This is a genomic window from Oscillospiraceae bacterium, assembly GCA_035380125.1.
In the GTDB taxonomy this organism is placed as follows: Bacteria; Bacillota; Clostridia; order Oscillospirales; family JAKOTC01; genus DAOPZJ01.
Window position 1 is genome coordinate 14,264 of record DAOSWV010000024.1, and the last position, 14,822, is coordinate 29,085.

The 14,822-nt window shown below is 50.6% G+C and carries 12 protein-coding genes; 6 read left to right on the forward strand and 6 right to left on the reverse strand.

The annotated features are described in order from the left end of the window. Window positions 1-77 precede the first annotated feature (77 nt). Genes adhE through PK629_10100 form a run of 6 tightly spaced genes read left to right on the forward strand, consistent with a single transcriptional unit; the run spans window position 78 to window position 8,049 of the window. The gene (gene adhE, locus PK629_10075; protein ID HOP11824.1) at window positions 78-2,705 is read left to right on the forward strand and encodes a bifunctional acetaldehyde-CoA/alcohol dehydrogenase; all 2,628 of its coding nucleotides are present in this window, start codon (window positions 78-80) and stop codon (window positions 2,703-2,705) included. A 38-nt stretch (window positions 2,706-2,743) separates the two neighbouring features. Beyond that, window positions 2,744-3,493 carry a phosphotransferase gene (locus tag PK629_10080; GenBank protein ID HOP11825.1) on the forward strand — a complete coding sequence of 250 codons (750 nt, stop codon included), beginning with the start codon at window positions 2,744-2,746 and terminating at the stop codon, window positions 3,491-3,493. A 19-nt stretch (window positions 3,494-3,512) separates the two neighbouring features. Next, a complete protein-coding gene (locus tag PK629_10085) occupies window positions 3,513-3,767 on the forward strand; it encodes a (2Fe-2S) ferredoxin domain-containing protein (protein ID HOP11826.1) in 255 nt (84 codons plus the stop codon). After that, a complete protein-coding gene (locus PK629_10090; GenBank protein ID HOP11827.1) occupies window positions 3,764-5,440 on the forward strand; it encodes a [Fe-Fe] hydrogenase large subunit C-terminal domain-containing protein in 1,677 nt (558 codons plus the stop codon). Before PK629_10085 ends, PK629_10090 begins: the two co-directional genes overlap by 4 nt. After that, window positions 5,427-6,608, forward strand: a complete 1,182-nt coding sequence (locus PK629_10095) for a SpoIIE family protein phosphatase (GenBank protein ID HOP11828.1) — start codon at window positions 5,427-5,429, stop codon at window positions 6,606-6,608. The genes PK629_10090 and PK629_10095 overlap by 14 nt, the downstream gene beginning before the upstream one ends. 13 nt (window positions 6,609-6,621) lie before the next feature. Then, a complete protein-coding gene (locus tag PK629_10100) occupies window positions 6,622-8,049 on the forward strand; it encodes a 4Fe-4S dicluster domain-containing protein (GenBank protein HOP11829.1) in 1,428 nt (475 codons plus the stop codon). A 104-nt stretch (window positions 8,050-8,153) separates the two neighbouring features. On the opposite strand, the gene PK629_10105 is transcribed toward PK629_10100, so the two are convergent. The 6 genes from PK629_10105 to PK629_10130 all read right to left on the reverse strand — a co-directional run bounded on the left by PK629_10105 (window position 8,154) and on the right by PK629_10130 (window position 14,784). After that, complete coding sequence (locus tag PK629_10105) at window positions 8,154-9,035, reverse strand: phosphotransferase (protein HOP11830.1); 882 nt, start codon at window positions 9,033-9,035, stop codon at window positions 8,154-8,156. Window positions 9,036-9,154: 119 nt separating this feature from the next. Beyond that, window positions 9,155-10,153 (reverse strand): GGGtGRT protein, encoded by a 999-nt coding sequence (locus PK629_10110; GenBank protein HOP11831.1) that lies wholly within the window; start codon window positions 10,151-10,153, stop codon window positions 9,155-9,157. A gap of 12 nt (window positions 10,154-10,165) precedes the next feature. Further along, window positions 10,166-10,858, reverse strand: coding sequence for a hypothetical protein (locus PK629_10115; protein HOP11832.1), 693 nt, complete (start codon window positions 10,856-10,858; stop codon window positions 10,166-10,168). A 177-nt stretch (window positions 10,859-11,035) separates the two neighbouring features. Further along, a complete protein-coding gene (locus PK629_10120; GenBank protein ID HOP11833.1) occupies window positions 11,036-12,730 on the reverse strand; it encodes a TraX family protein in 1,695 nt (564 codons plus the stop codon). Further along, window positions 12,731-14,296 (reverse strand): NAD(P)/FAD-dependent oxidoreductase, encoded by a 1,566-nt coding sequence (locus PK629_10125; protein ID HOP11834.1) that lies wholly within the window; start codon window positions 14,294-14,296, stop codon window positions 12,731-12,733. Further along, window positions 14,293-14,784: a GtrA family protein gene (locus PK629_10130; protein HOP11835.1), complete on the reverse strand. Its 492-nt coding sequence runs from the start codon at window positions 14,782-14,784 to the stop codon at window positions 14,293-14,295. Before PK629_10130 ends, PK629_10125 begins: the two co-directional genes overlap by 4 nt. Window positions 14,785-14,822: the final 38 nt, after the last annotated feature.

Here is a 14,822-nt window from a genome sequence, read left to right on the forward strand (position 1 = left end):
TCGATATTCAAGATAGGCATTTCACAAACCCGATTCCCGATGTTATGATTAAGCCATAAACATCAGGAGGGGTTCGTATGAAGGCAATCACTTATCCGATCATCGACAGTGTAGAAAAACTGGAACAGCGTCTGGCTGAAGTGCGTGCGGCACAAAAACGCTTTGCACTCTATACCCAGGAACAGGTCGACCGGATTTTTCTCGCTGCGGCTTCGGCTGCAAACAAGGCGCGCATTCCGCTGGCAAAGCTGGCTGTGGAAGAAACCGGGATGGGCATCGCAGAAGACAAAGTCATCAAGAACAATTACGCATCCGAATATATTTACAACGCTTATAAAAACACAAAAACCTGTGGTGTCATCGAAGTGGACGCTGCTTTCGGCATGAAAAAAATTGCCGAGCCGATCGGCGTCATCGCCGCAGTCATTCCGACGACAAATCCGACCTCCACTGCAATTTTCAAGGCATTGATCGCCCTGAAAACCCGCAACGGAATCATCTTCAGCCCGCATCCCAGGGCTAAAAAATGTACCGTCGAGGCGGCCCGTATTATTCATGAAGCGGCTGTGGAAGCCGGTGCGCCTGAAAACATCATCGCATGGATTGACGCACCGAATTTGGACATGACTAACCTTGTGATGAAAGAAGCCGACATCATTCTCGCAACCGGCGGCCCCGGCATGGTCAAAGCGGCCTATTCTTCCGGCAAACCCGCACTCGGCGTCGGCCCGGGCAACACACCCGCCGTCATCGACGAAACCGCTGACATCGTGCTGGCGGTCAATTCAATCATCCATTCCAAAACCTTCGACAACGGTATGATCTGTGCTTCCGAGCAGTCGGTCATCGTCCTCGATAAAGTCTATACACAGGTCAAAAAGGAATTTGCCGATCGCGGCTGTTATTTTCTGAACAGAGAAGAGACCGAAAAAGTTCGTAAGGTCATTTTAATCAACGGTGCACTGAACGCCAAAATCGTTGGTCAGACCGCTTATAAAATTGCCGCCCTGGCAAATGTCGAAGTGCCCGAAAAGACCAAGATTTTGATCGGTGAAGTCGAGAGTGTGGACTTATCCGAAGAATTCGCACACGAAAAGCTGTCCCCTGTACTGGCCATGTATCGTGCAAAAACCATCGACGATGCGTTTGACAAAGCCGATCACCTGATTGCGGACGGCGGCTACGGACACACTGCTTCGATTTATCTGAATGCCTTGACCGAAACCGAAAAACTCGCGCGTTTTTCCGAACGCATGAAAACCTGCCGCATTCTCGTCAACACTCCGTCGGCGCAAGGCGGTATCGGCGACCTGTACAATTTCAAGCTTGCACCGTCGCTGACGCTGGGCTGCGGAAGCTGGGGCGGTAACTCCGTCTCGGAAAACGTCGGTGTCAAACATCTGCTCAACATCAAAACCGTAGCCGAGAGGAGAGAAAATATGCTCTGGTTCCGCGCACCCGAAAAGGTCTATATCAAAAAAGGCTGCCTGCCCGTCGCACTCGACGAACTCGGCAATGTCCTGCACAAGAAAAAGGCCTTTATTGTCACCGACAGTTTCTTATATTCCAACGGTTACACCAAACCCATCGAGAAAAAGCTCGATGAGATGGGCCTGATGCACACGACGTTTTCCCATGTCGAACCCGATCCGACGCTGGCTTGCGCCAAAGAGGGCGCGGCGCTGATGACCGCTTTTGCACCCGATGTGATCATCGCGGTGGGCGGCGGCTCGGCGATGGATGCGGCCAAGATCATGTGGGTGCTGTATGAACATCCCGAGGCCGATTTCATGGACATGGCCATGCGCTTTATGGATATTCGCAAGCGGGTCTATACCTTCCCGAGAATGGGCGAAAAGGCCTACTTCATCGCGGTTCCGACTTCTGCGGGTACCGGCTCCGAAGTCACGCCGTTCGCCGTTATCACCGACGAAAAGACCGGCGTTAAATATCCGCTTGCCGACTATGAACTGATGCCCAAAATGGCAATTGTCGACGCGGATATGATGATGAATGCGCCGCGCGGTCTGACCAGCGCTTCCGGTATCGACGCGGTATCGCATGCCCTCGAGGCCTTCGCCTCGATGATGGCGACCGATTTCACCGACGGACTCGCGCTCAAGAGCTTAGAGATGATTTTCGAATACCTGCCGCGTGCTTATGACAGCGCCTGCTCCGGCACACCCGACCCTGTAGCTCGAGAGAAAATGGCCAACGCCGCAACTATGGCCGGTATGGCATTCGCCAACGCCTTCTTGGGCGTGATGCACTCGATGGCGCACAAGCTGGGTTCATTCCACCACATCCCGCACGGCGTCGCAAACGCGCTGATGATGGATGAAGTGCTGCGTTATAACGCGGTTGATATCCCTGTTAAGATGGGCACTTTCCCGCAGTACGATCACCCGCACACCCTTGCACGTTATGCCAAAATCGCCGATTACCTGGGCATTAAGGGTAAGACCGATACCGACAAGCTGAACGGACTGATCGCAAAGATCGACGAATTGAAAGCCTATATCGGCATCAAACCGACGATCAAAGATTACGTTGCGAACGAAGAGGACTTTTTGGCGCGGCTTGACGCAATGACCGAGCAGGCATTTGACGACCAGTGCACCTCAGCCAACCCGCGTTACCCGCTGATGAGCGAGATCAAGCAGATGTATTTGAACGCCTATTACGGTGAACATAAAGATATCTGAACAATTTTAATTAATATAAGGAGGAACATGGGATGAGTATCAACGCCGACAAAATCATCGCCGTCAGGACGGGGAAAACCGTCTACCGGGACGGTGAAACCGTGCTCAAGGTATTCGATGCGGATTATTCGAAATCCGACATTCTCAACGAGGCGCTGAATCAGGCGCGCATCGAGGAGACGGGTTTGAATGTGCCGAAGATCATCGAGGTTATGAAACTCGACGGCAAATGGGCGATTCGCTCCGAGTTTATCGAGGGCAAGACGCTCCAACAGCAGATGGACGAAAAGCCGAAGGATTTTGACCGCTATTTGAATCTGTTCGTCGACATCCAGACGGAGATCTTCTCCCACGAAGCCCCTCTGCTCAATAAGCTTAAAGACAAAATGAATCGAAAAATCAGCGAAAGTACGTTGGATGCCACCACCCGCTATGAACTGCATACCCGCCTTGATGCAATGCCGACGCATAAAAAAATCTGCCACGGGGATTTTAATCCGTCCAACATCATCATCAAACCCGACGGCGCGCACTATATCCTCGACTGGTCGCACGTCACACAGGGCAACGCATCCGCCGATGCCGCCCGCACCTATCTGTTGTTTTGGCTGGCAGGCGACATTGACGGCGCCGAGAAATATTTGAACCTGTTTTGCAAAAAAACCGATACCGCCCGGCAATATGTTCAGAAGTGGATGCCGATCGTGGCCGCGTCGCAGTCGGTCAAAGGCAAACCGCAGGAGCGCGAATTTCTGCTGCGGTGGGTCAACGTCGTGGACTATGAATAATAAAACGGAGGCTGTAATCATGAAAATCACCGTTTGCATCGGCAGTTCCTGCCACATCAAAGGTTCCCGCCAGGTGGTGGAACAACTTCAATATCTGATTGCGGAAAACAATCTCAAGGACCAAATTGATCTTGCGGGTACTTTCTGCATGGGCAAATGCCAAAGCGGCGTCAACGTCACGATCGACGAAGAGAGCTTTTCGGTCTCCCCTGAGACAACAAAAGCATTTTTCGAACAGGAAGTTATGAAAAGATTGAAGCTGAATAAATCATGACCGAATTTTTGAAATTTCAAAAATCAAACTGCAAAAACTGTTATAAATGCATCCGCAATTGTCCGGTTAAATCCATCCGATTTTCGGGCAATCAGGCCAACGTCATCGCCGATGAGTGTATTCTGTGCGGCCGGTGTTATGTCGTCTGCCCGCAAAACGCCAAAAAGGTGGCCGACGAAACCGAGATTGTGGGCGTGCTTTTAAAAGAGGAAGCTCCGGTGATTGCCAGTATCGCACCTTCCTTCGCCGCCTATTACGAAGGCTGCGGGATTTCGGCACTGCAAAAAGCACTGAAGAAGCTCGGTTTCTTCGATGCTGAGGAAACCGCAATCGGCGCGACGATGGTCAAGCGCGAATATGAGAAACTGGCGCTCTCGGGTGAACGGGACATCATCATCACATCCTGCTGCCACACCATTAACTTGCTCGTAGAAAAGTATTATCCGCAGCTCGCGGGTTATTTGGCGCCCGTCGTAACGCCGATGCAGGCACACTGCGCCGACATCAAGCGCCGGTATCCGAACGCCAAAACCGTATTTATCGGTCCCTGTATTTCCAAAAAGGATGAAGCTGCCCTCAGCTCCGTCGACGCCGCACTTACCTTCGACGAACTCACGTTTATGTTGGAAAAGGCGGAAGTTGAATTGGAACGCGGGGATGACCGGAACGGCAAGGGTTTGGCACGGTTATTCCCGACCACAGGCGGCATTTTAAAGACCCTGCTGAAAAAGAACTCCGCTTATACCTATCTCAGCATCGACGGGATAGAAAACTGCAAAAGCGTCTTGAATGACATCGCCGCCGGCAGTATTCATCATTGTTTCATTGAAATGTCATCCTGTGTCGGAAGCTGCATCGGCGGCCCGATTATAGAAAAACATTACAATTCCCCGCTGCGCCACTATCAGGCAATCACAAAATATGCAGGTACAGAGGACTTTGACATCGAACAACCGGAAAGTTGTTTGCTGTCGGAAGAACACGCCTGCATTGAGGTGAAAAAGCTCTGTCCGAGTGAGGCCGAAATCAATGAAATTTTTAAAAAAATGGGCAAACTCTCACCCGATGACGAGCTGAACTGCGGCACCTGCGGATATGACACCTGCCGCGACAAAGCAGTCGCCGTCTATCAAGGCAAAGCCGAAATCAACATGTGCCTGCCCTATCTGATGGAGAAGTCCGAGCGGTTTTCCAACAACATTCTCGACAATACCCCCAACGGCATCATGGTCGTCAACGAGGCGTGCGAGATTCAGCAGATCAACCCTGCGGCCATGAGAATGCTGAATATCAACGCCCGCTCCGACGTACTCGGCGGCCCCGTGATCCGCGTCATGGATCCGGCGGTGTTTCTCGACGCCCTGCAAAAAGGCAAGCGTACGGTCAATAAGCGTGATTACTACGCCGAATTCGACCGCTATCTGGAACTCACCATCGTGCCTGATAAAAAATCCGGGAACCTGATTTCGATTTTTCGGGACGTCACCGACGAGGAGAACGAACGCAGGAGCAAAGAAGCGCTCAGCCAACAGACGGTTGAGACGGCCGACCGGGTTGTGGACAAGCAGATGCGCATCGTCCAGGAAATCGCTTCACTGCTGGGTGAAACGGCTGCCGAAACCAAAATCGCACTGACCAAGCTGAAGGAGTCGATCTCATATGACGGCAAATAACCTCTGCACCGATATCGGATATCTGGCCGTCAACCACGCGGGCGAACAACTCTGCGGCGACCACATTGAAATCGTGGAGCCCGATAACGGTAACTCCACAATCATCGTGCTTGCGGACGGACTCGGCAGCGGCGTCAAAGCCAACATTCTTTCGACTCTGACTTCCAAAATCATCTCTACGATGCTCGCCGCCGGAATGAAGCTGGAGGACGCCGTGGAAACTGTCGTAGCCACCCTGCCCGTCTGCTCGACCCGTGGGATCGCCTATTCGACCTTTACCGTGATTCGCATCGTCAACAACCAGAAAGCCGAGATCATCCAATATGACAACCCCAAGGTGGTTATGCTTCGTGACGGGAAAAACCGTGAGCTGCCATTCAATGAGATCAGTATTGCGGATAAAAAAATCATTAAAACCGAGACGGATCTCTGCGAAAACGACGTCTTCCTCGCTTTTTCGGACGGCGTGGAGCACGCAGGCGTGGGACTGAGCTACAATTTCGGCTGGAGCCGGAACGACATTATCAACTATATGACCACCTTTTGGCACGTCGGTTTCACGGCCAAAACCCTCTCCACCATCTTGATTGATGAAACCAATAAACTTTACGAGGGACAACCGGGCGACGACGCGACGGTCTGTACCGTCCGTATCCGAAAACGCGAACCGGTCAATCTGATCATCGGACCGCCCGCCAACCGTGACGACTGCAAAAGGATGATGTCGCTGTTTTTTGCCAAAGAGGGGAAGCATATTGTCTGCGGAGGCACGACTTCACTGCTCGCGGCGGATTATCTGCATAAGCAACTGCATCCGAGCCTATCGTTCGACGATCCCGAAATCCCGCCCGTTGCACAGCTCGACGGCGCCGAACTGGTCACAGAGGGCGTTGTTACCATCAATCGTGTATTGGAATATGCGAAAAACTATCTCGATGACAACAAGTCCTTCGAGCAATGGTGCTATAAAAAAGACGGCGCGTCGCTGATCGCCCGAATGTTGTTTGAAGATGCGACCGACATCAACTTCTTTGTCGGAAAAGCGGTCAATCCCGCTCATCAGAACTCCGATCTGCCGATCACTTTCACCATCAAGATGCAGCTTGTCAAAGAACTGGCCGATTGTTTAGAGAAAATGGGCAAAAAAATTAAGACGAGTTATTTTTAGGGGGGCGAAATGCTTGCAAAAGTTCGACACCAAAGTTCAGTATTTAAAATACAAAGTGCTCAAAGAAGTCGCCCGGCATGCCTGGGACGACGATTTGCTTGAACATATCACGACCATTCCCAAGGAAATTATCCCGGGGAAAACCCCCACCATGCGCTGCTGTGTTTATAAAGAACGCGCCATCCTCTCCGAACGCGTCCGATTGGCCATGGGCGGCGACAAAAACAACGCCAACGTCATCGAGGTCATCGATATCGCCTGCGACGACTGCCCCGCCGGCGGCTATATCGTCACCGACGCCTGCAGAGGCTGCCTCGCGCACCGATGTGAGGAGGCCTGCCCCAGAAACGCCATCACCTATGATGAGCATCAGAAAGCCCGCATCGACAAGTCCAAATGCGTCAACTGCGGAAAATGCGCACAGGTCTGCCCCTATTTTGCCATCGTCAACCGCAAGCGTCCTTGTGAAAACTCCTGTAAACTGAAAGCCATCAGCGCCAATGACGACGGCAGCGCCAAAATTGACAACGAAAAATGCGTCTCCTGCGGGGCTTGCGTCTATCAATGCCCGTTTGGCGCAATTTCCGATAAATCCTTCATTCTAAACGTGATTGATCTGATCAAAAAAAGCGATAACAATCGGAAATATAAGGTCTACGCCGTCGTTGCACCGAGTATCTCCAGTCAATTTGTCTATGCGAAACTGGGACAGGTAATTGCGGCAATCAAAAAACTCGGCTTTTTCCACGTCGTTGAAGCCGCCCTCGGCGCGGATATGGTCGCTTTTTCCGAGGCGAGAGAATTAAATGAAAAGGGCTTTTTGACCAGTTCCTGCTGTCCCGCTTTCGTCGGTGTTATTCGTAATCAATTCCCCGATCTTGCACAGCATATCTCACATAACCTCTCGCCCATGGCAACCATTGCCAAGTTCATCAAGGAAAACGACCCGGCTTCGAAAATTGTATTCATCGGCCCCTGCACCGCCAAAAAGATGGAATTTCTGCAAAAGGAAGTCCGCCCGTATGTGGACAGCGTGATCACGTTCGAAGAACTGCAGGCGCTGTTCGACAGCCGCGATTTCGACATCACCTCGTGTGAGGAAGACGTATTGGACAACGCCTCCTATTTCGGACGGATTTTCGCACGCAGCGGCGGTCTTTCGGATGCGGTCGCACAAGCGTTGCTCGAACAGGGATTGACGGAATTTGAGTTGAAACCCGTTCGCTGCGACGGCATCGAGGAATGCCGTATTGCGCTGCTCAAAGCCCAGAAAAACAAAGCCGACGGCAATTTCATCGAGGGAATGGCCTGTGTCGGCGGCTGCATCAACGGCGCCGGCTGCCTGACCCACGGTGACAAAAACAGAGCCGATGTCGATAAATACGGCAAAGAGGCCATGGAAAAAACCATTGCCGCTGCCGTTTCCGTTTTAAACATATAAGCCCGAGCGTCTTGTTTCCTCGCCGCCCGGGCATTCAAATAACCAAACCCCCGCTTTTAAAAAGCGGGGGTTTGAAACTTTACAGAGGATTGATTATTTTTATATTAAAAATGATTTTTACCGCTGAGAAGAATATCCGTTACTCGATTGCCGTATTTTATATAATCAAAATTTTGATTGTGCATATCATCCGTTATTCCGGCGTGAAAAAAAGACCAAACAGCTTCTTCGATCATACAGACATACTTTAAGTCCTGTAATATGTGCCACATATCCATATCGAAATACCCAAAGTAACATGTCAATATCCATTTTTCCTCTTCAAACGACGTGTTAATCAAACACGGAATATGAGCCAAATCATTAAAAGCATCGCTGTAACCGCAGAGTTCCCAGTCGATGATGCATATATTTTCCCCGTCGAACAGAATGTTGTTTTGCCATATATCATTATGACAAAAGACGTTTCCGTATTGTCTGTCAGCCGATCTTTTTTTCTTTATAGTCTCATATCTCGCCATGATCTTATCGAAATCATTCGGAAGTGATATGCTTGAATGCTTGATAAACGAATCGTATTTGTCAATTAAATCATAGATGCTGAATTGTCTGTCGACATGAATTTCAGTGTGAATCCATTTTATGGCGGACATGTATTTTTTGATAATATCCGGACGGCGTGCTTCTTCTTTGGAGAGGCATTTTCCCTTAAAAAAGTCCGTAATGAGGTACAAATCTTCGTTTTTGCTGTTGTATACGACCGGCGCTATCTTCATCTCACCGGCCTGTCGGCATGCATCTGCTTCCGTTTTTCCTCCCAAACCTAACAATTTGGACTGATTTCCGTTGATTCGGACGAAATAAGCCTTACCTTCACAACTGACTTTATATGCTTTATTGACATTACCACCGGTCACCGGTTCGAAAGATGCCAGTTTGTTTTGGAACAATTCGTCGGTATTTAAAACATTCTCGATCATCAACATAAAAACCTCGTTAAATAAAAATCAAAGGGATGGATAAATTATACATCCATACCGCTAAATTGTAAATAAAAAAAAGGCAGAGATTTTACTCTCTGCCTTTTTATTTATTTTATACTGTCTTATTTCAACGCTTCTTCGATTGCTACCGCGCAGGCCACCGTCGCGCCGACCATGGGATTGTTGCCCATGCCGATCAGACCCATCATCTCGACGTGTGCCGGAACCGAGGACGATCCCGCAAACTGCGCGTCGCCGTGCATTCTGCCCATCGAGTCGGTCAGACCGTAGGAAGCCGGGCCGGCCGCCATGTTGTCGGGGTGCAGGGTTCTGCCTGTACCGCCACCGGATGCAACCGAGAAATATTTCTTGCCGTTTTCGACGCACCACTTCTTGTATGTACCCGCGACGAGATGCTGGAAGCGCGTCGGGTTGGTGGAATTGCCGGTGATGGAGACATCTACGCCTTCCTGCCGCATGATGTCAACACCCTCGACCACGTCGTCCGCGCCGAAGCAGCGAACCTTACCGCGGTCGCCGTCGGAGAACGGAATGACTTCGACGATCTTGGCCTTGCCGGTCTCGTAGTTCATCTCGGTGCGGCAGTAGGTGAAGCCGTTTATACGGGAGATAATATATGCCGCATCCTTGCCTAAACCGTTCAGGATAACCTTAAGCGGTTCTTTGCGGACCTTGTTCGCAGTCTTTGCGATGGCGATAGCGCCCTCGGCTGCCGCAAACGATTCATGACCGGCCAAGAAGCAGAAGCACTTGGTCTCTTCTCTGAGCAGCATACCGCCCAGATTGCCGTGGCCTCTGCCGACGTTACGCTGTTCGGCAACCGAGCCGGGAATGCAGAACGCCTGCAGGCCGATGCCGATGGCCTCGGCTGCATCAGCGGCTTTTTTGCAATTCTTTTTAATTGCGATCGCTGCGCCCAATGTGTAAGCCCATACCGCGTTGTCAAATGCGATGGGCTGTGCGCCGCGAACGATTTTTTCAAGATCAATACCCTTGCTTGTGCAGAGGTCGCGCGCATCTTCGAGCGTTGAGAATCCATATTCCTTGAGGCAGGCCTCGATTCCGGCCATCCTTCTGGATTTTCCTTCAAATTCTGCCATATCGATGCCTCCTTATTCCTGACGGGGGTCAATTTTCTTGACCGCATCGTCGTATCTGCCGTACTGTCCGACGTTGTCCTCAAAAGCTTTTTTCGGATCGACGCCCTTGCGTATGGCCTCGAGCATCTTGCCGAGGCGGACAAACTTATAACCGATGATTTCGCTGTTTTTATCCAGCCCCACGGAGAGAACATAACCCTCGGCCATCTCGAGATAACGCGGACCTTTTTCGAGTGTGCCGAACATGGTTCCTACCTGGGAACGCAGACCCTTGCCCAAATCCTCGAGAGAAGCGCCGATCGGCAGACCACCTTCGGAAAATGCGGTTTGGCTACGCCCGTAGGCCAGCTGTTTGAAAATCTCGCGCATAGCGACGTTGATCGCATCGCAAACCAAGTCGGTATTCAACGCTTCAAGCAGTGTTTTACCCGGCAGAATCTCGGACGCCATCGCCGCCGAGTGGGTCATGCCGGAGCAGCCCAGCGTCTCGACCAACGCCTCTTGAATGATGCCGTTTTTAACATTTAATGTGAGTTTGCATGCGCCCTGCTGTGGTGCGCACCAACCGATTCCGTGCGAGAGCCCGCTGATATCTTTGATCTCATAGGCCCGTACCCAACGCCCTTCTTCGGGAATGGGCGCGGGGCCGTGGTTGCAGCCCTTTTTCACATAGCTCATGCATTGTACTTCATGAGAACATTCCATTTTTTGTCCATCCTTTCTCGTAAAACCGGGACATCTTGTGCAATTTTATACCTGTTTTGGCACAAATGCCCCTATTTGAAAATCAAATTTTCAAACAAAAACCAAAAGCGGAAAATTCGCCGAAAAGCGACATCCACTTTTTCTATAGTAACATTTTTTCAGATATTTTTCAATAGGTCAGCCACCCAAAGTCGTATAAATAATCGCCGATGAGATACAGAACACCGCCGTAATTCCGGCCATACCATATCCGATCGCTTTGACAGGCTTTTTTTCGTTTTTTAAGAGGTCCCCCGCCAGCCGCGCAAAGAAATAAGAGCCGATCACGAGCAGCGGCGATGCATAACGCATGTTCATGGTGCAAGTGTGCGGGAAGGTATAGCAAAACGACAGATACGACAGTAAAACAAACACATAGACGCCGTAAATAAGCGGTTTTTGCCGGGGCGTCATCGACCGCTTTTTGATCAGATAATACACCAACGCGCCGAATCCGATCAATCCGATTGCGATGTTGGCGACCGCCAGCACCGTTGTAAGCCACTCTCCCGCCGAACTTGCATAAGCAATATTGTATTCCCCGAATGCAGCCGTCTTGAACAAGCCGCTCCAGACATTAAACTCACAGGTGGGTTGATTCCAAGCCGAACCCCAGAGAATGAAATTGCTGCTGAAGCTGACCGACGGCGGAAACAGGAACCGCTCGACGAAACTGTAATTGCCGATGTACTGAAAACTGTTTTCGGCGAGCATTGGGACATACGCCAACGGTGAACCGTATAAAAGATGATTGCGCACCGGCCACCACAAACCCAGCGGGATACAGATCACGGCAAAAACCGCAAACTGGCCGATCATCCGCAGACGTTCTCCTTTTCTCGCCATCAGTTCGAATATAAAAACCAACGCAATGGCCGGCGCAATGGCGCCGATGGACTGTTTTGTCGACATACCGAGCCCGATGAACAGCGCGATTTGAATAATGTCAGACCATTTCCCCGTCTTAACCCATTTTAATGTGGCATATATCGCAGCCAAAGTGAAAGTAATCGATAAAATATCGTTGTTGATGCTGCCCGAAAAAATGATGAACGACGGGCTGAATGCAATCAACGCCGTGGCGATGACCAAACCTTTGCCCTTCAATCCGAGAATCTCGAAAATCTTGACGCAGATGATCATCGAAGCCGCCGAATAAAACGCGGTCAGGAATTGGATCGACTCCAGTGCACGTTCCCAAGGCAGCCGGAAAGCGGTCATGATTTTGAGCCAAAACGCCGCTAAAATGTGATGCAGCGGAGGATGATAAAACTGCCAAACCGTGGTCGGATCGAAATCGGGCAGTTTCATATTATTGAAGAAATATTCGATGTACCCGGCATGGCCGTATCCGACGCCGAACTGCTCGACGTCGTGCTGGCGTACGGTGATCGGCGTATTCAGACCGTAAAGCAGCCGAATCAGAAACCCCGCGGCGAGTAAAAGCAAGATCGCCCTTTCCGCGTTCAGCTTTCCGTTCACGGAAAAGACCGTGAACCAAATCATGAGAATCATGACGCCGCAAGAGGCGAGAATCGCTGTTGCGTTTTCCAACTTCGGCATAAAGAACAACGTCAGCGCAAAAATCAAAACCGTAGCGATACCGGCAACCAAATAGGTCGCAAATCCCTCTGTCCTGCGATATTTCACCGCAAGCCCCGCAGTAATAATTACAGCCAGGATCGTCAGTGCAATCGCCCCGATTATACCGATCAAAGAAGACGAGGTCGGATCAAAAACCAACGCGGCAATAAAAGCCGCAACTCCGAAAACCACAAAATACGGGGTGTACGACTTAAAATTTTCGGTTGGGCGAAGCGATACTGCGCTCACCTATTTACCCTCCTCCGACTCCTTCTTCTCGTGGTATTCCTTTTCGGTGTTGACACTCCAGACCGCGGTTTTTTCACCGCCGTTTTCGATGGCGTCAACGGCGACCATTGCGGTCATCATCGAGTGGTCCATATTATTATAACGATGCTGACCGTTACGACCGATGCAGTATAGATTTTCAATTGAGTTGAGATAATCGATCAGTTTGTCGATCTCGGCGTAGGTGTCGAAATAAGCCGGATATGCTTTCTTGACCCGCTCGCAATGGCTGTCGAGTACGTCTTCCGCCCCGATGATGCCCATCTTCTCAAGTTCTTTTGCCGCGAATTTCACCCGCTCATCATTCGGCATATTCCAGAAATCGTCGCCCTCGGCGCAGAAATATTCCAATCCGATCCAGACGGTATGTTCGGGATCCTTGACCATGTACGGCGACCAGTTGTTAAAAATCTGGATCCGGCCCAGTTTGACCTCGGTCTCCTGCACATAAATCCAGCAATCGGGCACGATGTTGCCCAGGGTTTTGATATCCGTCTCGTTTTTGAGATTCATCCGTTTGACAAGCAAGCCGACCGTCACAAAATCGCGGTACGGCAGACCATCGGCAATCCGGATCATCTCATCAGACGGTTTTTCGCCCTCAATGCCCAGCACCAGATCGCGCAGCGGCATTGACGAGATCACAATGTCCGCACTCTCTGTCTTTTCGCCGTCGGGGGTTGCGCAGACCACACCGGTGACTTTGCTGTTTTCGACGATCAGCCGTTTCACACCGCAGTTCTTTTTCAAAACCGCACCGCGCTTTACGATATCGTCGGCAAGGCCTTCCCAGAGCTGACCGGGGCCAAACTTGGGATACCAGAATTCCTCAATCAGCGAGGTCTCGGCGTTTTGATTATTCTTTTTGCCGAATGCTTTGGAAAACATATCTTTGAGCAGCGTGCGGATGGAAAGACCCTTGACCCGCTGTGCGCCCCAGTCGGCGGAGATGTCGGACGGATGACGGCCCCAGAGCTTTTCGGTATAACCCTCAAAGAACATTCCGTAAAGCACCTTACCGAAACGGTTAATATAGAAATTTTCAAGCGAGGTTTCCGGCTTTTTGATCATTGCCGATTTTAAATAGGAAAATCCGGCTTTCATCGTACGCCCGAAACCCATCCCCTTAATGGTCGAGGCCTTCATCGAGATCGGATAGTCAAAGAATTTCTTTAAGTAATAAATGCGTGAGACCCGGTGGCGGACCAACATGACGCGGTCTTCTTTTTCGGGATCGGGTCCACCCGGATATACCGGTCTCTCCCTGTCAAGCAGCTTGTCGTCGATGGCCAATGCGCCCTGCAGCGGCATCAGCTGCTCCCACCGCTTCATAATCTCATCGGATTTGGAAAAGAACCGGTGTCCGCCGATGTCCATACGGTTGCCGTTATAACGCACCGTCTTTGAGATGCCGCCGATTTCATCGCTTTCTTCAAGCACGGTCACCTCATAACCGCCTCTGCGCAGCAGCTCGTCCGCCGCAGTCAGCCCCGCGGGACCCGCACCGATCACGATTACTTGTTTCATTTTTCTATCTCCTTGTTCTCTTCTTTTTCCGGATTATAGCGATACAGAACCAACTTCCTTGCTGCGAAGTTAAAGATAAAGACGATCATAGTGGCCGCGATGTTACGAATCAATTCATTTAAATTAGTAAAAAACCACGCATCAAAAAACGGCATTTCCATCCAACGCACAAACAGCGTAATCAATCCGACCTTGAGGCCGAGTCCGATTAATCCGATGATCGTAAACACCACAAACTCGCCAAACCGGTTGGTAACCTGTGACTTGCGAAACACCCAAAGCGCGCTGAGCAGATAATTGACGACCAGTCCGAAGGTAAATCCGATAGCGGCGGCCAACTGTTCGTTGACCGAAAAACCGTAGATGAGCAGCATCGCAATACCGACATCAACACCCGTAGCGATACCGCCGACCACCAGCGAACGCAGAAATTGAATTTTTGTGCTGTCCGATTTCTCCAAAACCGCCTTTTTAAAACCCATTTTCATGGACATCCTTTCAATCCGAAGTCAAGTTTCCCGAATTG

Excerpts from the sequence above, each read along its gene's own strand:
- PK629_10095 (HOP11828.1), top strand. The coding sequence starts at position 5,427 with ATGACGGCAAATAACCTCTGCACCGATATCGGATATCTGGCCGTCAAC.
- PK629_10125 (HOP11834.1), bottom strand. The coding sequence starts at position 14,296 with ATGAAACAAGTAATCGTGATCGGTGCGGGTCCCGCGGGGCTGACTGCG.
- PK629_10110 (HOP11831.1), bottom strand. The coding sequence starts at position 10,153 with ATGGCAGAATTTGAAGGAAAATCCAGAAGGATGGCCGGAATCGAGGCC.
- PK629_10105 (HOP11830.1), bottom strand. The coding sequence starts at position 9,035 with ATGTTGATGATCGAGAATGTTTTAAATACCGACGAATTGTTCCAAAAC.
- PK629_10085 (HOP11826.1), top strand. The coding sequence starts at position 3,513 with ATGAAAATCACCGTTTGCATCGGCAGTTCCTGCCACATCAAAGGTTCC.
- PK629_10130 (HOP11835.1), bottom strand. The coding sequence starts at position 14,784 with ATGAAAATGGGTTTTAAAAAGGCGGTTTTGGAGAAATCGGACAGCACA.
- adhE (HOP11824.1), top strand. The coding sequence starts at position 78 with ATGAAGGCAATCACTTATCCGATCATCGACAGTGTAGAAAAACTGGAA.
- PK629_10090 (HOP11827.1), top strand. The coding sequence starts at position 3,764 with ATGACCGAATTTTTGAAATTTCAAAAATCAAACTGCAAAAACTGTTAT.
- PK629_10115 (HOP11832.1), bottom strand. The coding sequence starts at position 10,858 with ATGGAATGTTCTCATGAAGTACAATGCATGAGCTATGTGAAAAAGGGC.